We start from the raw sequence: 20,157 nt of genomic DNA, 5'->3' as shown, positions 1-20,157 counted from the left end.
TTAGTGCCTGCATGCACCGATTTTGCTGGGGTGTGCAGCGACCGGCTTCGTGAGATCATCGCGGCATGAGGCGGCGATCGATGGCCGATGTCCTCGGCCGGCGTTACGACGATTTCTTCCGTGACCGTGCTCCTGTGCCGTTCGAGGTCGTGACCCCCGACGGCAAGACCCACTCGTTCGGCGTCTCCGAGGGTTCGCCCCCCAGGTTCACCCTGCTCCCGCGCGACGAAGCGGGCCAGGAAGCGTTGCTCTCGCTCGACCAGTTGCAGGTGGCTCTCGCGTACCTCCGGGGTCATCTGGAAGTCGAGGGCGACATCGTCGCCGTGCTGAACATGCGCCAGTTCTTCTCGGACTTCCATCCGATCGCCTTCGCCGGCCGGTGGCTGCCGTCGCTGTGGCAGGGCAAGAGCGAACACGACCGCCGGGCGATCTCGCAGCACTACGACGAGGAGTCGGAGTTCTTCCTGACCTTCCTCGACACCCGGCATCGTTGTTACACGCAGGGCGTCTTCGCGAGCGATGACGAGCCCCTCGAAGACGCGATGACCCGCAAGATGGACCTCGCCCTCGACGCCATCGGAGTCAAGCCCGGCAACCGGGTGCTCGAGGTCGGCGGCGGCTGGGGCGCATTCGCCGAGCACGCCGCGCTGCGCGGCATCGACGTCACGACCGTGACCCTGGCCGAGGAGTCGGAGCGCTTCCTCAACCAGCTCTTCGCCGAAAAACAGCTGCCGGTCACCGTGGTGCGCGAGCACATTCTGCGCTTCCGGAGCGCCGCGCCGTTCGACGCGATCGTCAACATGGGCGTGACGGAACATCTGCCGGACTATCGAGCTTCGCTGCAGACGTACGCCCGGCTGTTGCGACCCGGCGGCCGCGTCTACCTCGACGCCCTCGCCATGCGACGCAAGCACACGTCGTCGACGTTCTTCAAGAAGTACGTGTACCCGGGCCGCTCGGCGCCGTTGCTGCTGCACTCCTACCTGCGGCACGTGGCGCACTCACCGTTCGAGCTGCTCAACGTCGAGGACGACCGGCACAACTATTTCCTGACGTGCCGGGCCTGGGCGGAGCGCCTCGACGCCCGCAAGGAGGAAATCGTCGCGCGGTGGGGGGACGAGCTCTACCGGCGCTTCCGCATCTTCCTGTGGGGATCGGCGTCGGGCTTCGACACCCGCATGGTCCAGGCCTACCGGTGGACCCTGCAGCACGAGCCTGCCTGAAAGCTCCGGAAGCCGCCCCAAAGCCCGTCAGCGCGGGGCGGCTTCCCGTCGCGGCGGTCGCGCCTCTGCACGCAACATCTCGTCCCGGTAGCCGCAGCCACCGATCGACCGACTACCGCAAATGACGTAATGATTACTTCATTATATGCTGGGCGCATGCTCTTCCCGACTCCCGCACTGAACGCCGCCGACCAAGCAGTCCTGGCCGAGATCGAGGCGATGCGCGGGAAGCTGCGTCATCAAGTGCAGGCCAACCCGGCCAAGTGGAGCCTCGGGCTGCGTAAGTACTTGACGGCCGACGCGGTGGCGGCGTCGAACTCCATCGAAGGATTCCGGGTGTCGACTATCGATGTCCAGGACCTCATGGATGGCGAGCGGGATGTCGAAGTCACCGACGAGAACCGCGAAGAAACCCTCGCCTACCAGCGAATGATGACGTATGTGTGGACGCTGCACGATGCTGCCGACTTCTCATACGGCAAAGGTCTGCTGAACGCGATGCACTGGATGTTGCAGGGACATCGGCATACCCAGCGCAAGCCGGCCGGGCAGTGGCGCCGGGGTCCGGTCTACGTCACCGATCCGCGCGACCCGAGTATCGCCGCGTACACCGCGCCGGACGCCGTCGACGTTCCCCCGCTCATGGACGAGTTGGTGGCGTGGCTCAACACCGATGATGGGGCGGCTCATCCCCTCATCCGGGCCGCCATGGCCCACCTGCACCTGGTGTCCATTCATCCCTGGGCGGACGGCAACGGCCGCATGTCGCGCTCGCTGCAGACCTTGATGATCGCGCGAGAAGGCGTACTGGCCCCGGAATTCTCTTCGATCGAGGCGTGGCTCGGCCGGCCCGGCAACACGTGGGAGTACTACCGCGAACTCCAGAACCGGGGCGCCACCTACCTCCCCGACCAGGACGTCTCGTCCTGGATCCGGTTCAACCTCACCGCCTACCACCAGCAGGCGCAGACCGTGCAAGGCCGGCTGGACCGCACGGCCGCGGTCTGGGAGATGCTCACGTCGTTCGCGACCGCGAACGGCCTGGACGAGCGGGTCATCTCGGCGCTGCACGACGTCGCCGTGGTCGGCCGGATTCGCCGGGCACGGTATGAGCAAGCCGAAGGGCTGACCCTCCAACAGGCACAGCGCGACCTGCGGGATCTGGCCGCGGCGGGCCTGCTCGAGTCGGTGGGCCGCACGAGGGCCCGCTATTACACGAGCGGGCCGCGCTTCCCCGAGCAGGTGCTCGACGTGGCCCGCAAACCTCAGACCTTGGCAATGCCTTATTAGCCTGCGAAATGCAGCTAAATATCTTGACCACGAGTCAGGTGGGCCGAAAGTCGAATCGCTGATCGCCCGCTCAGCCGGACCCTGAAATCGCCAGTTTCGCGAGTGCGTTCGGCGTCGTTGGGTCGACGTCGCGAGAAATTCGGATGCGGTTTCTATTTCCGCGATTCGCATTGCATCGGCTCACGCCCTTCGGAAGGATTTCCATGCTCAAAGGTCTTGCTATCGGCGCGGCCATGGTGGCTTCGCTGGCCGCCACCGGCGCCCCGGCCTCCGCGGCCGGCGCCAAAGGCGTGAACGACGAGATGATTATCGGCGTCGTCGGCGCCAACGGCTCCGGGTGTCCGTGGGGCAGCGCCCAGGTGACGCCGTCGCCGGACGGCAAAGCCTTCACCGTCACCTACAGCCAGTTCATCGCGCAGGTCGGCGTCGGCGCCAAGGCGACCGACTTCCGCAAGAACTGCCAGCTCGCTCTGGACGTGCACGTTCCGCAGGGTTACACGTACGCGATCTCCGGCACCGATTATCGCGGCTTCGCCCACCTGGAACGCGGCGCGTCCGGCTCGGAGACCGCCAACTACTACTTCCAGGGCGAGCCGCAGAGCACCAAGATCCGCCACGACTTCTACGGCCCGGCCGACGGCGACTGGCAGCGCACCGACTCCGTCGGCATCAGCTCGCTGGCTTTCCTGCCCTGCGGCGAGCAGCGTTACCTCAACGTCAACACCGAGCTGCGCGTGAACGGCGGCTCGTCCAACCTCAAGAAGACCACCAGCATGCTGACCATGGACTCGACCGACGGCCGCATCGACACGGTCTATCACGTCGCCTGGAAGAAGTGCTGACACCATTAAATACCGCCGGCCCGGGTGAAAGTCCGGGCCGGCCGGCGGGATTCGCGCCGGTCCACCGGAAAAGCGAAATTGCCGCCGCCGGTACGCATCCGGAAGCCTGATCAGCGAGCTGCTTCACGTAGCGGCGGCACGGCACGTCGACGATGCCGCCGGCGTGCGCCGCCTGGTAGTTGAAGCCGCCGTCGTCGGTCCAGCCGTTGCGTTCGTAGAACCGGCGGGCGCGGGCGTTGCCGGGCACCACGGCGAGCCAGGCCACCGGGTGCCCGCTACCGGCGACGAGCCGCTCGGCCTCGGCGAGCAGCGCGCCGGAGACGCCGCTGCCCCGATGACCGGCGGCCACGTAGACCTGTTCCACCTCGTCACCGACCACCATCACGAAGCCGGCGACCTCTCCGCCGATCTCCGCCACGGTCGTGTCCGCAACGTGCTCGGCGGCCCGGACCCGGAAGGTGTCGGCGGTGCGGAGGGCGGCCAGCTCGTCGGGCACGTGGCCGAGGTGTCCGTCACGCCACCCGGACTCCCAGATCGTCGCGATCGCGGCAGCGTCGTTCCCGGTGGCGGGACGCAGTTCGACCGGCATCCGCCGACCCTATCGAGTTCGCCGAGCTGCGGCGCGGCCTGCGTCACTGACCGCTCTGCTCCCGCGCCCACCGCCGCCGCTGCCGGATGACGAGCTGGCACGAGTGCCCCAGCTGCCGGCCCTTGCCGCAACATGTCGGCGCCAGCGACGGGCCGGGGCCGCCTCGCTCGTCGACCACGCACCGCCGGAATCTGGCCCCGCACAGCGAGAACGCTTCCGCCGAGCACCGGCCCAGGCCCGGTTCCCCCGGGCCGGGGCCGAGCAGGTCCGCGAGCTCGAAAGCACGCCGCCGGCCGGCCACCCGGGAGAACGACCGGGCGATCGGCACCCGGGTGGTCTCGTCGGTCAGCATCTCCCGCAGGACGGTCAGCGCCGCCGAGCGCACCGCGTCGACCCGCTCGACCGCTCGCTCGACCAGGAACGGCACGAACTCGGGCCGGGGTGCCCGGCCCATTGCGGTGACGGCGGCGGCTCGCACGTGTCCGTCCGGGTGCAGGCTGGCCAGCGCCCAGCTCAACGGCTCGTCGCCGGGCTCCGGAAGCCCGGCGATCTCCCGGCGGCGGGCGTGGAAGAACAGGCCGTCCAGCGACTGGGCGCAGCCGCTCAGCTCGACGAGGACGCCGTTCGCTCGCCGCCCGCGCAGTGGCCGCACCTTCTCGACCAGTCGCTGGTAGCCGGCGATGTCGTGCCGGACGATTTGCCGGGCGAAGTCGCTGATCTCGGTCACCACCTCGTCGGCGGCACGCCGGCGCCACTCGAAGGCGAGAAGCGCGCAGCCGCCACCGAGGAGCAGGAAGCAGAGCGCGCCGGTCAACGGTTCCACGGTGATCACCGCCAACGACACCAGTGCCATCAGGCCGCAGCACCAGAGGCCGAAGTGTTCGGAGACGCTGAGCAGCCGGAAACGCGGGAACATGTCGCGGACCGTACCGGAAGAGGATCTTGCCGAACTACGGAATTCTCCGGCCCGACATGAGCGCCGGCAGCAACTCGTCCCGCATCTGTGCCAGCGCGAGCGACTCCTGCTCAGCGTTCAACGCGCGCTGCCACAGCTCCGCGGCCGCCGAATCGAGGCCCGATCCCGGCGCCGGGATCGTGACCTGCTCGTCCAGGTGGCGGCGCTGGATGTGGCCCATCGTGGTCGCCTTGGCCGCGGCGACCGCACGGTAGTGCGCCAGCTTCGACCGCACGGCCTCGAACGCCAGCCAGGGCGGCCAGCCGTTCCGCGGGATCACCTTGAAGATGTGCTGGTTGATGATGGCCTCGGGCCGGAACCAGCGCGCCACGGTCAGCGATCCGGACCACGAGAAGAGGACGTCCCCCGGGCGGGCGAGATACTTCGTGGCGACGTCGCGGTCGCTGTAAACGGTCGACGGACCCGGCCCTGAATTGATCTCCGCGATCCGGACGACCATGCGGCCGTTGCCGGACGCGCCCCTGGTGAATGCCCGGCCGTTGACGAAGTCGGCGATCTGGGACAACGGCAGCGTGACGGTTTCCGCCGACTCCCCCAGGGCCACCCGCAACGCGTCCGCCGTGGCAACAATCTGATCGTTGATCGCGATCTTGTCGTCCAGCGCGCCGAGCAGAGCCCCGATCGCCTTCTGCGCGCCGAGAGGCGGTACGGCGATGAGCGCCGCCGCCAGGGTCGAGGCGCTCGCGTTGGGCTGGGCCGACTTGTCCCCCAGCACCGAGGCGACATAAGCACGGAAACCCGGCGACTTGAGCGCGTACGCGATGAAGCGCGAATCGTGCGCAGCGCTGACCCGGAGGCGTACGAGATAGGAGGCGAAGACCGCATCCCCCGGCACCGAGCCCAGCCACCGGCTCTCCCCGGTGGTGGAGCCGGTCCGGGCGATGACGATGTCGCCGGCCTGAAGCCGATACCGATCGCGCTCGGCGGCGGATGCCGCGACGAAGGGCACCGAATCCCACGAGAAGCGGGACGAGACGATGTCGGTGATCCGCAGGAAGCGGGTGCCGGTGTCGGTGTCGACAGCACTGGCGGTGAGCCCGTAGTCCACCCGCTCACACACGTCCCGGAGCGGGACCATGCGCCACACACCCGACGATGCCATCCGTGCCACCGTAAAGGGTATGAGCGAGGACTGGACCGGCCCGGTGACGACACGACTGCGGTGCTGCATCTGCGGCGGTGACACCGAGGGTGACGAAGACTACGTCGTGATCGCTCTGCACGCGGCCCCCAGCGACGCCATCCAATACCTCGGAGCCCACGCCCCTCACCTGGACGGCGCCATGGCTCGCGGCTTCACGGTTGAGGTCACTCAGATGTAAAAGTCCTCAGGTCTGGCGGGCGCGGGCCGATCACTGCGGACATGGTGATGCGATGGGCGGACGGCGAGGACAGCCGCGTCAGCCACCTGTCGCGTCAGATCCGGCTCAACCTCTGGGTTTATGCCGCTCTGACGGTGATGGGACTGGTGCGGGTCGCGTTCGCGTGGCCGGATGGCCGGCAGTGGGCGCTGTTCCCGCTCGGCGCCGGGCTGGTGGTGCTGCTCGGGGCGCAACTGCTGCGGTGGGAGTCGTTCAGTGGGCGGCCCTGGATGCCGAGGGCGATCGTCGCGACGTACTCCGCGGCCATGCTTTCGCAGTTCCTCTTCTGCCTGCCGGACCCGGACGCCGAGCTGCTGTTCCCGACCGGCGCCGTGATGATCACGGTGGCGGCGGCGACCACGCTCGGGTCGCGGGTCGGTGTCGGGCTCGGCGTGGCGGCGTTGGCCGGGTTCGTTGCGATTCTGTTCACCCAGCCGAGCGTGGACGTGGCCCTCAGCACCTCGATCGCCGCCGTTCTCGCTGCGATCGCCGGACTGTGCGTGCTCACCGCCAACAACCGCCGGCACCACCTGCGCCAGCGCCGGGCGGCCGAGCGTCGCTCCGCCGCGCTGATGGAGAACGGCTCGGATGCGGTTCTGGCGTTCGACCAGGGCGAGATCCGCTACGTCAGCTCCTCGATCGGCCGGGTGCTGGGCCGGGACGCCGACACACTGACCATCGCCGACCTGGCTGACATGACCCACCCGGACGACTTGGAGCGGGTGACCGGGTTCCTCGCCGGGCTGCGAGCGGGCGGGATCGGCGCCACCGGCACGCTCGAGTCGCGCACCCAGCACCAGAACGGCACCTGGATGGACACCGAGGTGACCGGCACCAACCACCTCGACGACCCGGACATTCAGGCGATCATCCTGAGCGTGCGCGACGTCAGCACCCAGAAGGCGCTGCGTGCCGAGCTGATCCGGCAGGCGTTCGAGGACGCGGTGACCGGGCTGCCCAACCGGGCGCTGCTGCTCGACCGGGTCGTCACGGCGGTGCGCCGGCACGCCCGTACGGCCGGGCGGGTGTCTCTGCTCTTGATTGATCTTGATGATTTCAAGAAGATCAACGACACTCTCGGCCACATGGCCGGGGACGAATTCCTGCGCGTCGTGGCCCAGCGGATGGCCGCAGCCGTACGCCCCTCCGACACGCTCGCCCGGCTCGGCGGCGACGAGTTCGCCGTCTTCGTCGAGGAACTCGACGACCTGGGCCTGCACACGCTCGCCGAGCGGCTGCTCGCCGAGATCAAGCTTCCGGTACGGATCGGCACCAGCGACCTGATCGGCACGGCCAGCATCGGCATCGCGACCCTGAAGTCGACGCAGGATGCCGGCGTGGACGCGGCGAACGACCTGATGCGCGACGCCGACCTGGCCATGTACGCGGCGAAGGTCGCCGGCCGGGACCGGATCGCGGTGTTCGACCCGTCGATGTACATGGCCGCCGTGAAGGAGGCCGACGACCGCGTCGAGCTGGAGCGCGGCCTGGCCGAGAACGAGTTCGTGGTCAACTACCAGCCGATCGTCGACCTGCCGTCCGGCCTGGTGACCGGGGTCGAGGCGCTGGCCCGCTGGCAGCACCCGACGCGCGGCCTGGTCAGCCCGGACGCGTTCATCCCGCAGGCCGAGCGGACCGGTCTGATCGTGCCGCTCGGCGCGCACATCCTGCGGGTGGCGTGTCTCGAGGTGGCGAGCTGGCACCGGGACATCCCGGGCGCGGAGAGCGTACGGGTCAGCATCAACCTGTCGGCCCGCCAGTTCCAGGAGCCGGACCTGGTCGACACGGTCCGCGACGCGCTCGCCGACAGCGGCATCCGGCCGCACCTGGTGGTCCTGGAGATCACCGAGTCACTGCTGATGAAGGACGTGGACGCCACCGTCGTCACCCTGAACGAGCTGCGCGACCTGGGCGTGCAGATCGCGGTCGACGACTTCGGCACCGGCTACTCGTCGCTGTCCTACCTGCGGCGCTTCCCGATCGACATTCTGAAGATCGACAAAGCGTTCATCGACGGGATCATGCACGACTCCGAGGACGCGACGCTGGCCGAGGCGGTGGTCGGGCTGGGCAAGGCGCTGCGGATGAGCACGGTGGCCGAGGGCATCGAGCACGCCGGCCAGCAGGAGATGCTGACCGAACTGGGCGTCACCTACGGCCAGGGCTACCTGTTCGCCCGCCCGGGTTCGGCCGACGAGATCGCCCAGTTCGTGCGCGAGGCGTACAACAAGGAGACCGGCCCTTCAGATAATCCTATGTAACCCATAGGGTATCCGCATGAAGGTCCTGGCTATCGATACCCCGACGCTCGGCGACCGCAGCTACCTGGTCCACGACGGCGCTACCGCGTTCGTCGTGGACCCGCAGCGAGACATCGACCGCATCCTCCGTCTGGCCGCCACCGAAGGCGTCGCCATCAGGCATGTCTTCGAGACGCACATCCACAACGACTACGTCACCGGCGGCCTCGCGCTGGCCCGCGTGACCCGGGCCGCCTACCACGTGAACGCCGACGATCCGGTCACCTTCGAGCGTTCCGCAGTGCGGGACGGCGACGTCATCACGGTCGGCGACGACCTGTGGGTCCGGGTCATCGCCACCCCCGGGCACACGTTCACCCACCTGTCGTACGCGCTCGAGGCCGGCGGCGCGACGGTGGCCGTGTTCACCGGCGGCTCGCTGCTGTTCGGCTCGGTCGGGCGGCCCGACCTGCTCGGCCCGGCGCACACCGGCGACCTGGTGCACCGGCAGTTCCACTCGGCGCACCGGCTGGCCGGCGAGCTGCCGGACACCGCCGAGGTCTACCCGACGCACGGCTTCGGCAGCTTCTGCTCGGCCACCCAGTCCGACGCCACCGCCTCCACGATCGGCGCCGAGAAGCTCGTCAACCCGGCGCTGACCCGGGCCGAAGCCGACTTCGTCGACGAGCTGCTGGCCGGCCTCGACGTGTGGCCGGCCTACTACGCCCAGATGGGCGCGGCCAACAGCGCCGGGCCGGAGGCGCCCGACCTCAGCGCGCCGCAACTCGCCGGCGCCGAGCAGATCCGCAAGCGGCTGGCCGACGGCGAATGGGTCGTCGACCTGCGCAACCGGGTCGCGTTCGCGGCCGGCCACCTGGCCGGCACGCTCAACTTCGGCATCGACGGCAGCTTCGCCACCTACCTCGGCTGGCTGATCCCGTGGGGCACTCCGCTCACCCTGCTGGCCGAGACGCCCGAGCAGGTCAGGCTGGCGCAGCGCGAGCTCGTCCGGATCGGCATCGACCGGCCCGCCGCCCACGCCACCGCCGCGCCGTCCGACTGGGCCGGCGACCAGGATCTGGCGAGCTATCCGCGGGCCACGTTCGCCGACCTCGCGCAGGTCCGGCACCATCGGCCGGTCGTCGTCCTGGACGTCCGGCGCGACCTCGAGCACGCCGCCGCGCACCTCGACGGCGTCACCCACATCCCGCTGCACGAGCTGCTGTCCCGGCTCGGCGACCTGCCCGACGGCGAGCTGTGGGTGCACTGCGCGGTCGGCTACCGCGCCGCCATCGCCGCGTCCCTGCTCGCCGCGGCCGGCCGGCACGTGGTCGCCGTCGACGACGACTTCGCCGCGGCGGGCCCCGCCGGCCTGCCGGTCAGCACCGTTGAGCGCGGCAGGTAAGCAAAGCAGCGCGTATCGGTAAGCAAAGCAAAGTGCAGGCGGCCGGGCACCGGTCTTACGAACTGACCAGCGGCAAAGTGGTGGCGATCGGCCAGGCCACCAGCAGCGAGCCGGCCAGGGCGATCACCCAGCGCGGGGCCGCGAACCGGTGCAGCACCGCGCTCCACACCGCCTGCCAGACCATGAGCGCGGCCAGCAGCGGCGCGACCAGCAGCACGAACGTGGAGGTGAGGCCGAGCACCGCGGCGGCCACCAGCACGATGACGGTGACCGCCGAAACGGTCAGGACGGCGAGGCTGTTGCCCTCGGCGAGGCGCTCCGCGGCGTACGCAAGCAGGGTGAAGCCGGCCCAGACCGCCGGGAGCAACCACCATCGGGGTCCGACCGGCACGACCTGGGTCAGGCCGAGCTGCAACGGAACGGCGATCGAGATCGCCGCATAAACGATCAGGAGGGGTGCGGCCGGGCGGCGCGGTTGCGGTTCCGAGGGGGTGCGGTGGCGACGGATTGCGTACGCGAGGAGCAACGCGCCCGTGACACTCGTCAGGCCGAGGACGTAACCGCCCAGCGCGAGCGGCAGCCGCGTGGTCGGCAGGATGCGCGCGGCCAACGCCGCCAGTGTCGCGGCGACGGCGGTCACGGCCGCGGCCCGGCCGATCAGCGGCCACCGGAAACGTGGCCATCCGCCCGCCCCGGGACCGAGCGTGAGCCGGGCCATCGGCACCAGCCCGGCCGCGAGCGCGACCAGCAACAGCGCCGCCCCGCCGGCCCGGCGCACCGGCGAGGGAAGCGGGCCACCGGCCGTGCCGTCGAGCCAGTCGGCGGTCTCCCGGTGGGTGCGCAGCGAGAAGAGGATGGAGACGTGGTCGGCGCCCGGCACCACCACGGTGCGAGAGCCGGCCTTGGCCGCGGTCTGAAAGGCCGGAAACTCCAGCCCGCCGACGAGTGTCAGGAGGTGTGCGGGTGGCGCTTCGGGAGCCTGCGGCAGGGAGATCGCGACCGTCGCGGCGATGTCCGGGTGCGCCGCCGCGTAGCGGGTGACCGCACCGGCGCCCATCGAGTGCCCGACCAGCGAGATCCGGACCGGGTCGACGTCCGGCAACGAGCGCAGGTGACCGACCGCCGCCTCGAGGTCCCGTTGCAGGACCGCGTCGTCGTCCGGCGGCATGGGCCGGGTGTTGGCGCCGTGGCCGGTGAAGTCGAGCAGCACCACCACGTAGCCCCGGGCGGCCAGCGTGTCGCCGAACTGGGCCATCAGCTTGGCCGATCCGGCAAAGCCGTGCGCGACCACGACCCCGGGCTTCTTGCCGTCGCCGGCGGGGTGCACCTCGTCCATCGGCACCCGGTCGGCGACCACGTGCGTCCGCCGGGCGGAGCCGCCCGCGCCGGCCAGCAGCCAGACGCCGGCCGCGGCCACCAGAAGGGCGGCGAGCGCCACCAGCAGAGGTCGACGCAGATCGATGGGCATGCGTGACCCTAACCCCTCAGCTGAGCGTGGCCGCCTGCATGTCGACATTGCCGCAGGAGGTGTTGTAGACCTGGGTGGCCGTCCAGGACACGGTCAGCCGGCTGCCCGCCGCGGCCCGGAACTTGATGTCCCAGCGGCGGGTGCTGATCCCGGCCGGGCTGTCCATCGTGCGGGTGGCCGACGTGCCGCCGAGAGTGACGACCAGCTGCCCCTTGGCCATCCACGCGCCCGCATACAGGTGCAGAGTCCGGGTCGTCGGCACCGCCGCCGCCTGGATGGTGAAGCCGGCACCCTGGCCGCACGCGTAGATCCCGGTCGGCGTGCCGGTGACCGCCCAGTTCGGGTCACCGTCCGACCAGTTGAACACCTGCGGATTGTTGTCGTACCGGCCGCGCGGCCCCGGACTGCCGAGATCCTGGATCGCGGCGGTGACACCCCACTTGCGGTCGACCGACTTCGCATCGGAGACGCCCCAGTGGATCCAGTCCCGGACGCCTTCCTTGCTGAGGTCGACCACGCCCGGCACCTCCCCGGCCGCGATCGCGAGCAATGGCACCACGGGGGTCGGCGAGGTTGCGCGAGGCCGGGCCGGCACGTTCTGACCGACCTCGACCGTGTCCGGCCGGGTCGGCGAGAGCGAAGGCGAGGGCGACACCGGCAGGGGCGCCGCGCTGGTCGGCAACGCCGCCGGCGGCACCCAGGCGGGAGCAGTGACCAACGGCGTCGACTTCACCGGCTCCCGGCCGACGATCACCCCGAAGACACCGAGCGCCGCGAGCACCAGACCCACCACCGCGAGAGCGATCCGCCCATGGTGCTGCTGTGCACGTTCCCACATCTCCGCGGTCCCCCCAGCCGGCCCCGACGACGCCCTGCGCCGCACAACTTACGGCCTATTGACGCATTGTCAATTGCCCCGGCCCACCTTGATCGACAACCACAGATGGTCTATCCGGCGGGTGCGTGCTTGGTGACATGAATGCGGAACGGGTCCAGTCCGACCTCGGCACGACGCGCATCCATGCCTTCCGGGTCCTCGCACGGCCACGGCACCGGCTGACCGTCGACGACGCCGGCGATCTGGGTGCCGTAGATCTGCGGCCGGCCCTCGTTGACCAGGACCCGATCCCGGAGCATCGCGAGATGCCCGGAATCCGCTTCACCGGCCTGGACGGCCTGGGCCATCAACGTCAGCGCCGTTCGCTGCGGGTCGAGCCGGCGATCGGCGTGCTGGGCCACCAACCAGGCACGACGGGCAGCCTCGTCGCCGACCGAACTCACCGTCGGCCAGCCGCGGCTGTGCAGGATCTCGGCCAGCCGGTCACCGTTGCGCACGGTGACCCGCCGATGCGCCAGTTGCGCCGCGAAGTCGACGGCGCGGGCCGGGTCAGGGCGGTGAGCCGCCGGTGTTTCGGATCATGCGGTGCAGCACCTTGAGGGTCGTGACGTAGTCGGCGTCGGGGATGCCCTCGTGGATCTGGGCGCGGATCGTGGGCGCATGCTGCTTCAGGCTCAGGCGGGCCTGCTCGCCGGCTTCGGTGATCGTCAGCCGGCCGTCGTCGAGGGTCAGCCGGCCTTGTTCCAGCAGCGCCTCCGCCTCGGCGCCCAGGTCGTCCTCGGGCCGTAGGTAGGAGCTCATCGCCGCTTTGAGCTCGGGGATGGTCATCGCGCTGCCGTCCGGGTTGAGGTCGTTCGGCGAGAGGTTGCGCAGCAGCCAGAACTGGGGCTGGGTGAGACCCAGCTCGGCCTGCCGGGCGCGGGTGAACGCGATGAGCGACTCGTAGGCGACTCCGGTCCAGTAGGCGGCCGGCTGCGTGGCAAGGTCAGCGTCGGAGTTCATGGCGGCAAGCTAGAACTTCAAGTTCGGTCTAGGTCAAGACCGATGAGTTCGCGGTCGGCGCCGGGTCTACACGATCGGGCCGGTTGGACGGAGGGGTTGTTTCATGCGGAAGCTCATCTACTGGGTGCACACGTCGGTCGACGGGTTCGTCGACGGGCCGAACGGGGAGTTCGACTGGCCGGTCATGGGGCCGGAGCTGTCGGCCTACTCCGACGGGCTCAACCGGCGGGTCGACACGCTGCTCTACGGGCGGCCGGTGTGGGAGATGATGGTCGGGTTCTGGCCGGACGCCGACGCCGACGCGGGCGCCGAAGATTCGCACGTCAGCACGTTCGCGCCGTTCTGGCGGGCCACTCCGAAGATCGTGTTCTCGCGCAGCTACCCGGGTGACGAGTGGGCGAGCCGGGTCGTCCGGGACGATCTGGCGGCCGAGGTCAGCGCGCTCAAGGAGCAGCCCGGCGCGGACCTGCTGCTGACCGGCGGTGCGGGCCTGGCGGCGGCGCTGACCGAGCTGGGCCTGATCGACGAGCACCACATCGCCGTACACCCGGTGGTCCTCGGGGGTGGCCGGAAGGTCTTCGCCGAGCCCAAGCAGCGCCTCAACCTGGGCGTCACCGATTCTCGCCTGCTCGACGGCCGGATCGTCGTGACCAGCTACCACCTGGTGAAGTGAGCCGGCATCGGCGTCCGGCACGGGGGCGGACGCCGATGCCGGCCGGTCAGGCTGCTGTTCCGGCCCGCCCGCGGGACAGGTGGCGCTCGGTCAGCTGGAGGGCGGCGTTGACCGCGACGGCGCCGAGGCAGACGGCCAGGATCACCGCGTCCAGTTCGGGGCCTCGCAGGTTGGCGATCAGGGCGGCGATCAGGTGGCCGGCGCCGTCGACCGAGACCATCAGTTCGGCCAGCAGGACGCCCAGCAGGGACAGGGCGGCGCCGATGCGCAGGGCGCCGACCACATCCGGAATGGTCGCGGGCAGGACCACCATGGTCAGGACGCGGGTTCGGCCGGCGCCCATCGCGCGCGTCGCGGTTATCAGGGTTTCGTCGACGCGGGACGACGCGGCCATCGTGCCGAGCACCACCGGGACCATTCCGTGAATGGCGCCGAATGCCACCTCTGAGCGGAAACCGAGGCCGAACCACAGGACGAACAATGGGTAGAACGGGACCAGGGGCAGCGTGTAGAGAACCGAGAAGATGTCGCGGGCCGGCGGCATCAGGCGGCCGGTGCGGCCCAGCGCCAGCCCGAGCACGACGCCCAGCAGCGCGGTGATCGCGAACGCGCCGAGGAAGCGGATCGTCGTCACGCCCAGGCCGGCGAGGGTGTCGGCCCGGGTCAGGTAGGCGGCGCCGGAGGTCAGGACGCGCGACGGCGGCGCCAGGTAGTCGCCGGAGCGGACCAGCGTCCGGCACAGCAATTCCCAGGCCGCCAGCAGCAGCGCGATGGTGATCCAGCGCAGTTTCACTTCGCGGCGAAACCCGGGTCGTAGTAATCGGCCTCGGCGGGCACCTTCTTCGCGAGATTCAAGGTCGGCAGGCTTTCGGCGTACGACTTGAGGCCGTTGACATTGATTTTGCCGTTTGCGGTGAAGTCCTTGGCCAGCTCGTCGAAGGTCTGCACGGCGACCTCCTGCTTCATGGCCAGTTTGGCGACCGAGAGTTGCACGGCGCTGTCCTTGTTGGCCTGCAGGTAGGTGATGGCTTCGGCGTACGCCTGGGTCAGCTTGGTCGCCAGGTCCCTGTTGGCGCTCAGGTATTTGCCGGAGGCGGCGAGGGTGCCGAATTGGCTGTCGGTGGTCAGGTCGGCGATCCGGATCGCGGTGACCGGAGTGCCGGCGGCCTGCAGGGTGTAGGCGAATTCGACCGGCAGGATGATCGCGTCCACATCGCCTTTGCCGAGCGCCGCGGTGTTGGCCGACGGCGCGCCGAGCGGAACCGGGGTAATGCCCTTGGCGCCGGTCTGCTTTGCAATAAGTTTGACCGTGAAATCGGTCAGTGAACCGAACTTCGAGATGCCGACCTTCTTGCCACCCAGATCGGTGATGGCGCGGATCGGCGAGCGGTCCTTGACGATCACCGCCATCGGGGTGGTGGCCGCCGTGCCGTAGAAGGCTTTCAGGTCGACGCCGTTCGCGGACGCGGCGACCACGTCGAGGCCGGTGGCCTCGCCCACGTCGATGGTGCCGCCGGCGATCGCCTTGACCAGGTCGGAGCCGGCCGAGAAGTCGACGATCTGCACCTTGAGACCGTGTTTGGTGAACAGGTCCTGCGCCTCGGCGATGCGGGCCGGCAGGGCGTGGGTGAAGTCCTGGCCCTGCACGATCCCGAGGCGGATGGTCCCGCTCTCCTCCTTGGGAGAGGAAGGTGAGCCGCAGGCGGTCAGCAGGAGGGCGGCGAGCAGGAGCGGTGCGATCTTCCGGTTCATCGGCGGAGCGTCCTTTCCAGCGTCGTGGCGAAGAGGGTGAAGACGGTGTTGACGACGATCGTCAGGGCCACGGCCAGGACGACCCAGGCGAACAGGTCGGCGCTGCGGTAGCCCTGGCTGCTGGCGGCCAGTTGGTAACCGACCCCGTCGGCGCCGGCGATGAACTCGGCCGCGATCACCGTGACCAGGGCCAGGCCGAGGCCGATGCGCAGGCCGGAGAGGATGCCGGGCAGCGCCGACGGGACGACCACCGCGCGGATCACGCGCGCGCCGGTGGCGCCCATCGATTGCATCGCCGCGACGAGTGCCGGGTCGATCTGCTGCACGGCCCGGATGGTGGCGATGGCGATCGGGAAGAAGGCGTAGAGGCCGCCGAGCACGACCTTCGACGAGGTGCCGAGGCCGAGGGTGGCGGCCAGGACCGGGTAGAGGATCACCAGCGGGACGGCGGCGGTCGTGGCCAGCAGCGGCTCGTAGGCTTCGCGCAGCTTCCGCCGGCGGCCGAGCAGGACACCGAGCGGGACGGCCGCCAGGGCCGCGAGGGCAAATCCGGCGAAGGCCCGCGCGGTCGTGACGGCCATCGCCGCGGCCCAGGTCCCCGGGTCCACGGCGGACAGCGCCGAACCGACCTCGCCGATCGGCGGTAAAATCAGCGGCGCCACCGCCTGCCGCGCGGTCAGGAGCCACCAGGCGAGCAGCGTCCCGGCCACGACGACGAGGTAGGACGTGGCCCGGCGCATCGCTATTGCCGAGCCGGCCCGGAAGTGAACAGCAATTCGCTCAGGCGGGCGTGCAGCCGGTGGAAGTCGTCCGAGGTCACGGCCGGTCGTGGCCGGTCCACTGTGATGATCTCTTTGACCACGGCCGGGCGCGGGCTGAGCACCACGATGCGGTCGGAGAGGGCGGCCGCCTCCTGAAGGCTGTGCGTCACGAAGACCACCGTCTTGCCCTCCTCCTCGAGCAGGCGCAGCAGCTCGGCGCCCAACTGGAGGCGGGTCTGCTCGTCGAGGGCGGCGAACGGCTCGTCCAGCAGCAGGATGCCGGCGTCGCAGGCGAGCGCGCGGGCGATCGCGACCCGCTGGCGCATGCCGCCGGACAGTTCGGCGGGGACGCGGTCGGCCATGTCGGCCAGGCCGACCTTGGCCAGCAGCGCGAGGGCCTGTTCGCGGCGCCGGGCACGCGGGACGCCCCGCAACTCCAGGGGCACCTCGACGTTGCGGCGGGCCGATCGCCAGGGAAAGAGGGCGAGGTCCTGGAAGACGTACGCAATCTTGGCCGGCAGCGGACCACGCACCTGTTCGCCGTCGATCCGGATCTCGCCGCCCGCCGGGCGCTGGAGGCCGCCGAGCGCTCGCAGCACGCTGCTCTTGCCGCATCCGGACGGCCCGATGAGGCTGACGAACTCGCCCGGCCGGACGTCGAAGGTGACCTTCTCGGCGGCGAGCAGATCGCCGTAGCGCAGTTCCAGATCGGCGACAGAGATCCCCGTGGTTCTCACCTCGCAAGAGTCGTTTTCAACCTACGACTCATGAACGTCGATGTAAAGAATCGAGATTGCGGACGGAAAGTGACCGCAAGGCATGCCAGGGTGGCGGGATGAGCCGACACATTCAGGTCACTTTCGATGCCCACGACCCGGCTGCGCTGTCGACGTTCTGGCGCGACGCGCTCGGCTACGTCCATCCCGGCCCGCCCGGCGTGACGCTGGCGCCCGGCGACGACCCGCTCGCGGCGTGGGACGAGTTCCTCGATCGGATGAACGTGCCCAAGGAACAGCGCAACAACCAGTCCGCCGTCGAGGATCCCGACGGCACCGGCCCGCGAGTCTTCTTCCAGCGGGTGCCCGAGGACAAGGTCGCAAAGAACCGAGTTCATCTTGACGTACGGGCGGCGCCGGGCCTGCAGGGCGACGAGCGGATGGATGCCCTCGAAGCCGAGTGCGAGCGCCTCGTGGCGGTGGGCGCGAAGCGGCTGAGTCGCAGCGAGCCCGCGCCCCCGCTCAGCCTCGGCTTCATCGTGATGGCCGACCCCGAGGGCAACGAGTTCTGCCTGGACTGAATTGCCGAGGGCCGGCGCTGAGACGCCGGCCCTCGCACCACCTCAGGAACAGGTGGGCTCGCCGGACTGGGCCGGCACGCTCACCGCGGTCCACGCGGCCTTGACCGTGCTGAACTCGGTGCAGCTGCCCGGGTACAGCGTCTTGGCCGTCTCCCGGTTGGTGCCGGTGCCGTTGCCCCACACGCTGGTCGGTGCCCGAGTAGGTCGCGTTGCCGGTCGCGTTCTGGCACTTGAGCGAGGTCTGCGTGGACGACTGCATCAGGTAGCTCGAACCCGACTTGGTCGTGTCGATCGAGACCGCACCGTAGACCCAGCCGGTGCCGGTGCCGGAGCCGGTCACGCCGGTGACGTGCTCCTGCGTGCTCAGCACCTGGCCGGTGAGCGCGTCCACGTTGACCGTCAGCCGGCTGACGCCGTCCGCGCCGGTGCCGTTGACGGTGGTGCTCCAGGCCAGGCGGGCGGCACGTGTCCATGCTCTTCGAAATAGGGGAAACCCTTGCCTACTCGCGAGTAGCAGAATCGGTCCGTTCCGGAAACAAACGTGTTACCAAGATTTTGTCCGGATTTGCCATGACATAGAGGCTGTTGATGACCCCGTCGGCGGCATCGAGCAGCAGCACGTGACGGGATCGCTCGGACTCCATGAGCAGCGCGGGAGCGCCGTTGAGCTGCAGTTCCTCGATGTGGAGGAACTCCGCCCGGGAGTAGATGCCGCCGAAGAAACGGGCCACCTTGGCGGGCGTGCGGAGCGGGCGGATCGCGGCGCGCACCCGGCCGCCACCGTCCGACCAGGAGACGACGTCGGCGTGCAACAGGCTGCGCAGGGTGGCCAGGTCACCCTCGCGGGCCGCGGCCAGGAAGCTCTTCAGCAGTCGCTCGTGCTCCTGGGGTGCGGGCTTGAACCGTACCCGGCCGGTCTGCAGTGCCTCCTGCGCGCGATGGTGCAGCTGGCGGCAGTCCGCCGGGGTTCGCTCGATGATCTCCGCGATCTCCTCGAAGGGGAGGTCGAAGGCGGCGCGAAGGACGTAGACCGCCCGCTGCGGCGGGGTGAGCTGCTCCATCAGATGGAGCACGGCGTAGGAGACGTCGACCGTCTCGGTCGGGGCCGGCTCCGGCAGCCACTCCCCCACGTAGCTCTCCCGGCGGGCCTGCCGGGCGCGCAGCTGATCGACGGCGAGCCGCGCCACCACCCGGGTCAGGTAGCGGCGCGGCTGCTCGATCCGCTCGCGATCCACGGCCGCCCACCGCAGATAGGCCTCCTGCAGCACGTCGTCCGCGTCGTGCAGGCTGCCCGTCATCCGATAGGCGAGGCCGAGCAGCATCGGCCGATGCTTGATCAGCTCAGCGGCGGCGGCTGCGTCCGGGTGGAGATCACGATCCGGTTCCACACGTTGATCGTGCCAATAACCAGGATGAGATTGGCGACCTCCTCCTCCGACCACTGCTCGACCGCCTCGTTCCACACGTCATCGGGCACGCCGCCGTCACCGATCCGGGTGACGGCGTCGGTGAGCGCGAGCGCGGCGCGCTCCTTCGGGGTGAAGAAGTCCTCCGCCTCCCGCCAGGCCGCGACGGCGAACAGGCGCCGCTGGTTCTCGCCGTCGGCGAGGGCCTCGGTCGTGTGCATGTCGATGCAGAACGCGCAGCCGTTGAGCACCGACGCCCGGATCTTGATCAGGTGCAGGACGATCGGGTCGACCGTGGACCGGCCGTACTTCTCCAGCTGGGCGACGGCCGCGTAACCGGCGGGCACCAGCTCCGCCAGCGAGATTCGTTGTGTCATGCGAGCACGACGGATTTCGGCCGCCGCCCCGTGACAACGGTGGCGGTGACGGTGGTCACCGGGGGCGGCGGTCCCAGCCGTGGAAGGGGGCGCGGTCGCCGGACTCCCAGGCCTCGCGCAGGCCCGGGGTGCTCAGGTCCCAGTCGGGGCGGCTCTCGCGCATCGCGTCGCGCAGGTCGCGCCACAGGTCGTAGACTGAGGGCCGGCCCCAGAACCAGTAACCGTTGTAGATGCTGTGCACGACCAGGCCCGGCCGGAGCACCAGGGTGTGCGGGATCATCGGGTTGTTGTCCGGGTCGGTGTACTCCTGGATGTCCAGGTCCTGCTGGACGGTGCGGCCGGGGTCGGAGAGGAACGGCCACGAGGCGCCGACCGACGCGCGGAACTCCTGCAACGTGTGGTGCTCGTCGGTCGCGATCGTCACGATCCGGGTGTAGGCCACCGCGATCTTCGGCTGGAGCGCGGCCAGCTCCAGATGCTGCTGGTGCTCCTTGGGGCAGTAGTGCCCGCGGGCCAGCGTCAGGATCAGCGGGTCGCCGCCCTGCAACTCACTGAGGCTGCGGACCGTGCCGGTGTGGTCGGGAAGCGCGTAGTCCGGGAAGACGGCGCCGGGGACGATGTCGGAACGCATGCCCGACAGCCAAGCACCCGCCCGTG

General features: G+C 69.8%; 23 protein-coding genes. 8 read left to right on the top strand and 15 right to left on the bottom strand.

What is annotated here, in order from left to right; translation table 11 throughout:
- The first annotated feature begins 65 nt into the window (after positions 1-65).
- From AB0E90_RS35735 to AB0E90_RS35725, 3 genes are all read left to right on the top strand, one after another.
- A complete protein-coding gene (locus AB0E90_RS35735; protein ID WP_360415821.1) occupies positions 66-1,223 on the top strand; it encodes a class I SAM-dependent methyltransferase in 1,158 nt (385 codons plus the stop codon).
- A 156-nt stretch (positions 1,224-1,379) separates the two neighbouring features.
- Positions 1,380-2,513, top strand: coding sequence for a Fic family protein (locus AB0E90_RS35730; protein WP_360415819.1), 1,134 nt, complete (start codon positions 1,380-1,382; stop codon positions 2,511-2,513).
- Positions 2,514-2,716: 203 nt separating this feature from the next.
- Positions 2,717-3,355, top strand: coding sequence for a DUF4360 domain-containing protein (locus tag AB0E90_RS35725; RefSeq protein WP_360415817.1), 639 nt, complete (start codon positions 2,717-2,719; stop codon positions 3,353-3,355).
- Here AB0E90_RS35725 and AB0E90_RS35720 read toward each other — a convergent pair.
- From AB0E90_RS35720 to AB0E90_RS35710, 3 genes are read right to left on the bottom strand one after another with little or no spacing between them, the layout of a single operon-like run.
- On the bottom strand, positions 3,270-3,944 hold the full coding sequence (locus AB0E90_RS35720; RefSeq protein WP_360415815.1) for a GNAT family N-acetyltransferase: 675 nt from the start codon (positions 3,942-3,944) through the stop codon (positions 3,270-3,272). The two genes, AB0E90_RS35725 and AB0E90_RS35720, sit on opposite strands and share 86 nt — an antisense overlap.
- Before the next feature lie 43 nt (positions 3,945-3,987).
- Positions 3,988-4,860: a HEAT repeat domain-containing protein gene (locus AB0E90_RS35715; protein WP_360415813.1), complete on the bottom strand. Its 873-nt coding sequence runs from the start codon at positions 4,858-4,860 to the stop codon at positions 3,988-3,990.
- A gap of 34 nt (positions 4,861-4,894) precedes the next feature.
- Positions 4,895-6,022, bottom strand: a complete 1,128-nt coding sequence (locus tag AB0E90_RS35710; RefSeq protein ID WP_360415811.1) for a restriction endonuclease subunit S — start codon at positions 6,020-6,022, stop codon at positions 4,895-4,897.
- Positions 6,023-6,041: 19 nt separating this feature from the next.
- Between AB0E90_RS35710 and AB0E90_RS35705 the strand changes: the two genes are divergently transcribed.
- From AB0E90_RS35705 to AB0E90_RS35695, 3 genes are read left to right on the top strand one after another with little or no spacing between them, the layout of a single operon-like run.
- On the top strand, positions 6,042-6,242 hold the full coding sequence (locus AB0E90_RS35705; protein ID WP_360415809.1) for a hypothetical protein: 201 nt from the start codon (positions 6,042-6,044) through the stop codon (positions 6,240-6,242).
- Positions 6,243-6,283: 41 nt separating this feature from the next.
- Positions 6,284-8,542 carry an EAL domain-containing protein gene (locus AB0E90_RS35700; protein WP_360415807.1) on the top strand — a complete coding sequence of 753 codons (2,259 nt, stop codon included), beginning with the start codon at positions 6,284-6,286 and terminating at the stop codon, positions 8,540-8,542.
- A gap of 16 nt (positions 8,543-8,558) precedes the next feature.
- Positions 8,559-9,926, top strand: coding sequence for an MBL fold metallo-hydrolase (locus AB0E90_RS35695; RefSeq protein ID WP_360415805.1), 1,368 nt, complete (start codon positions 8,559-8,561; stop codon positions 9,924-9,926).
- Between the two features lie 55 nt (positions 9,927-9,981).
- Here AB0E90_RS35695 and AB0E90_RS35690 read toward each other — a convergent pair whose 3' ends face one another.
- The 4 genes from AB0E90_RS35690 to AB0E90_RS35675 form a co-directional block, all read right to left on the bottom strand.
- On the bottom strand, positions 9,982-11,394 hold the full coding sequence (locus tag AB0E90_RS35690) for an alpha/beta fold hydrolase (RefSeq protein WP_360415803.1): 1,413 nt from the start codon (positions 11,392-11,394) through the stop codon (positions 9,982-9,984).
- Positions 11,395-11,410: 16 nt separating this feature from the next.
- Entirely contained in the window at positions 11,411-12,232 is an 822-nt protein-coding gene (locus AB0E90_RS35685) for a hypothetical protein (protein WP_360415801.1), read from the bottom strand.
- Between the two features lie 110 nt (positions 12,233-12,342).
- Positions 12,343-12,729: a DUF6624 domain-containing protein gene (locus AB0E90_RS35680; RefSeq protein WP_360415799.1), complete on the bottom strand. Its 387-nt coding sequence runs from the start codon at positions 12,727-12,729 to the stop codon at positions 12,343-12,345.
- A 52-nt stretch (positions 12,730-12,781) separates the two neighbouring features.
- Positions 12,782-13,234, bottom strand: coding sequence for a MarR family transcriptional regulator (locus AB0E90_RS35675; RefSeq protein WP_360415797.1), 453 nt, complete (start codon positions 13,232-13,234; stop codon positions 12,782-12,784).
- A gap of 103 nt (positions 13,235-13,337) precedes the next feature.
- On the opposite strand from AB0E90_RS35675, the gene AB0E90_RS35670 reads away from it, so the two are divergent.
- A complete protein-coding gene (locus AB0E90_RS35670) occupies positions 13,338-13,907 on the top strand; it encodes a dihydrofolate reductase family protein (protein WP_360415795.1) in 570 nt (189 codons plus the stop codon).
- Positions 13,908-13,953: 46 nt separating this feature from the next.
- Here AB0E90_RS35670 and AB0E90_RS35665 read toward each other — a convergent pair whose 3' ends face one another.
- From AB0E90_RS35665 to AB0E90_RS35650, 4 genes are read right to left on the bottom strand one after another with little or no spacing between them, the layout of a single operon-like run.
- Entirely contained in the window at positions 13,954-14,700 is a 747-nt protein-coding gene (locus AB0E90_RS35665; protein ID WP_360415793.1) for an ABC transporter permease subunit, read from the bottom strand.
- Entirely contained in the window at positions 14,697-15,659 is a 963-nt protein-coding gene (locus AB0E90_RS35660; RefSeq protein ID WP_360415791.1) for an ABC transporter substrate-binding protein, read from the bottom strand. The genes AB0E90_RS35665 and AB0E90_RS35660 overlap by 4 nt, the downstream gene beginning before the upstream one ends.
- Complete coding sequence (locus AB0E90_RS35655) at positions 15,656-16,399, bottom strand: ABC transporter permease subunit (protein ID WP_360415789.1); 744 nt, start codon at positions 16,397-16,399, stop codon at positions 15,656-15,658. The genes AB0E90_RS35660 and AB0E90_RS35655 overlap by 4 nt, the downstream gene beginning before the upstream one ends.
- 2 nt (positions 16,400-16,401) lie before the next feature.
- Complete coding sequence (locus AB0E90_RS35650) at positions 16,402-17,157, bottom strand: ABC transporter ATP-binding protein (RefSeq protein ID WP_360415787.1); 756 nt, start codon at positions 17,155-17,157, stop codon at positions 16,402-16,404.
- A gap of 98 nt (positions 17,158-17,255) precedes the next feature.
- On the opposite strand from AB0E90_RS35650, the gene AB0E90_RS35645 reads away from it, so the two are divergent.
- Positions 17,256-17,717, top strand: coding sequence for a VOC family protein (locus AB0E90_RS35645; protein WP_360415785.1), 462 nt, complete (start codon positions 17,256-17,258; stop codon positions 17,715-17,717).
- 42 nt (positions 17,718-17,759) lie between these two features.
- Here AB0E90_RS35645 and AB0E90_RS35640 read toward each other — a convergent pair whose 3' ends face one another.
- The 4 genes from AB0E90_RS35640 to AB0E90_RS35625 form a co-directional block, all read right to left on the bottom strand.
- Positions 17,760-17,900 carry a hypothetical protein gene (locus AB0E90_RS35640; RefSeq protein WP_360415783.1) on the bottom strand — a complete coding sequence of 47 codons (141 nt, stop codon included), beginning with the start codon at positions 17,898-17,900 and terminating at the stop codon, positions 17,760-17,762.
- Positions 17,901-18,217: 317 nt separating this feature from the next.
- A complete protein-coding gene (gene sigJ / locus AB0E90_RS35635; protein WP_360415781.1) occupies positions 18,218-19,105 on the bottom strand; it encodes an RNA polymerase sigma factor SigJ in 888 nt (295 codons plus the stop codon).
- Positions 19,054-19,500, bottom strand: coding sequence for a carboxymuconolactone decarboxylase family protein (locus tag AB0E90_RS35630; protein WP_360415779.1), 447 nt, complete (start codon positions 19,498-19,500; stop codon positions 19,054-19,056). Before AB0E90_RS35630 ends, sigJ begins: the two co-directional genes overlap by 52 nt.
- 55 nt (positions 19,501-19,555) lie before the next feature.
- A complete protein-coding gene (locus tag AB0E90_RS35625; RefSeq protein WP_360415777.1) occupies positions 19,556-20,131 on the bottom strand; it encodes a redoxin domain-containing protein in 576 nt (191 codons plus the stop codon).
- Between the last annotated feature and the right edge of the window lie 26 nt (positions 20,132-20,157).

The organism is Actinoplanes sp. NPDC026619, assembly GCF_040638295.1.
Lineage (GTDB): Bacteria > Actinomycetota > Actinomycetes > Mycobacteriales > Micromonosporaceae > Actinoplanes.
Note: the sequence above shows the minus strand (reverse complement) of the source record. Positions and strands in the feature narration are given on the sequence as shown.

Bases quoted from the DNA above. Each gene is read 5' to 3' on its own strand.
- AB0E90_RS35670 (WP_360415795.1), top strand. From the start codon at position 13,338: ATGCGGAAGCTCATCTACTGGGTGCACACGTCGGTCGACGGGTTCGTC.
- AB0E90_RS35695 (WP_360415805.1), top strand. From the start codon at position 8,559: ATGAAGGTCCTGGCTATCGATACCCCGACGCTCGGCGACCGCAGCTAC.
- AB0E90_RS35660 (WP_360415791.1), bottom strand. From the start codon at position 15,659: ATGAACCGGAAGATCGCACCGCTCCTGCTCGCCGCCCTCCTGCTGACC.
- AB0E90_RS35625 (WP_360415777.1), bottom strand. From the start codon at position 20,131: ATGCGTTCCGACATCGTCCCCGGCGCCGTCTTCCCGGACTACGCGCTT.
- AB0E90_RS35690 (WP_360415803.1), bottom strand. From the start codon at position 11,394: ATGCCCATCGATCTGCGTCGACCTCTGCTGGTGGCGCTCGCCGCCCTT.
- AB0E90_RS35685 (WP_360415801.1), bottom strand. From the start codon at position 12,232: ATGTGGGAACGTGCACAGCAGCACCATGGGCGGATCGCTCTCGCGGTG.
- AB0E90_RS35630 (WP_360415779.1), bottom strand. From the start codon at position 19,500: ATGACACAACGAATCTCGCTGGCGGAGCTGGTGCCCGCCGGTTACGCG.
- AB0E90_RS35645 (WP_360415785.1), top strand. From the start codon at position 17,256: ATGAGCCGACACATTCAGGTCACTTTCGATGCCCACGACCCGGCTGCG.
- AB0E90_RS35655 (WP_360415789.1), bottom strand. From the start codon at position 16,399: ATGCGCCGGGCCACGTCCTACCTCGTCGTCGTGGCCGGGACGCTGCTC.
- AB0E90_RS35710 (WP_360415811.1), bottom strand. From the start codon at position 6,022: ATGGCATCGTCGGGTGTGTGGCGCATGGTCCCGCTCCGGGACGTGTGT.
- AB0E90_RS35705 (WP_360415809.1), top strand. From the start codon at position 6,042: ATGAGCGAGGACTGGACCGGCCCGGTGACGACACGACTGCGGTGCTGC.
- AB0E90_RS35720 (WP_360415815.1), bottom strand. From the start codon at position 3,944: ATGCCGGTCGAACTGCGTCCCGCCACCGGGAACGACGCTGCCGCGATC.
- AB0E90_RS35715 (WP_360415813.1), bottom strand. From the start codon at position 4,860: ATGTTCCCGCGTTTCCGGCTGCTCAGCGTCTCCGAACACTTCGGCCTC.
- AB0E90_RS35730 (WP_360415819.1), top strand. From the start codon at position 1,380: ATGCTCTTCCCGACTCCCGCACTGAACGCCGCCGACCAAGCAGTCCTG.
- AB0E90_RS35700 (WP_360415807.1), top strand. From the start codon at position 6,284: ATGGTGATGCGATGGGCGGACGGCGAGGACAGCCGCGTCAGCCACCTG.
- AB0E90_RS35675 (WP_360415797.1), bottom strand. From the start codon at position 13,234: ATGAACTCCGACGCTGACCTTGCCACGCAGCCGGCCGCCTACTGGACC.
- AB0E90_RS35735 (WP_360415821.1), top strand. From the start codon at position 66: ATGAGGCGGCGATCGATGGCCGATGTCCTCGGCCGGCGTTACGACGAT.
- AB0E90_RS35725 (WP_360415817.1), top strand. From the start codon at position 2,717: ATGCTCAAAGGTCTTGCTATCGGCGCGGCCATGGTGGCTTCGCTGGCC.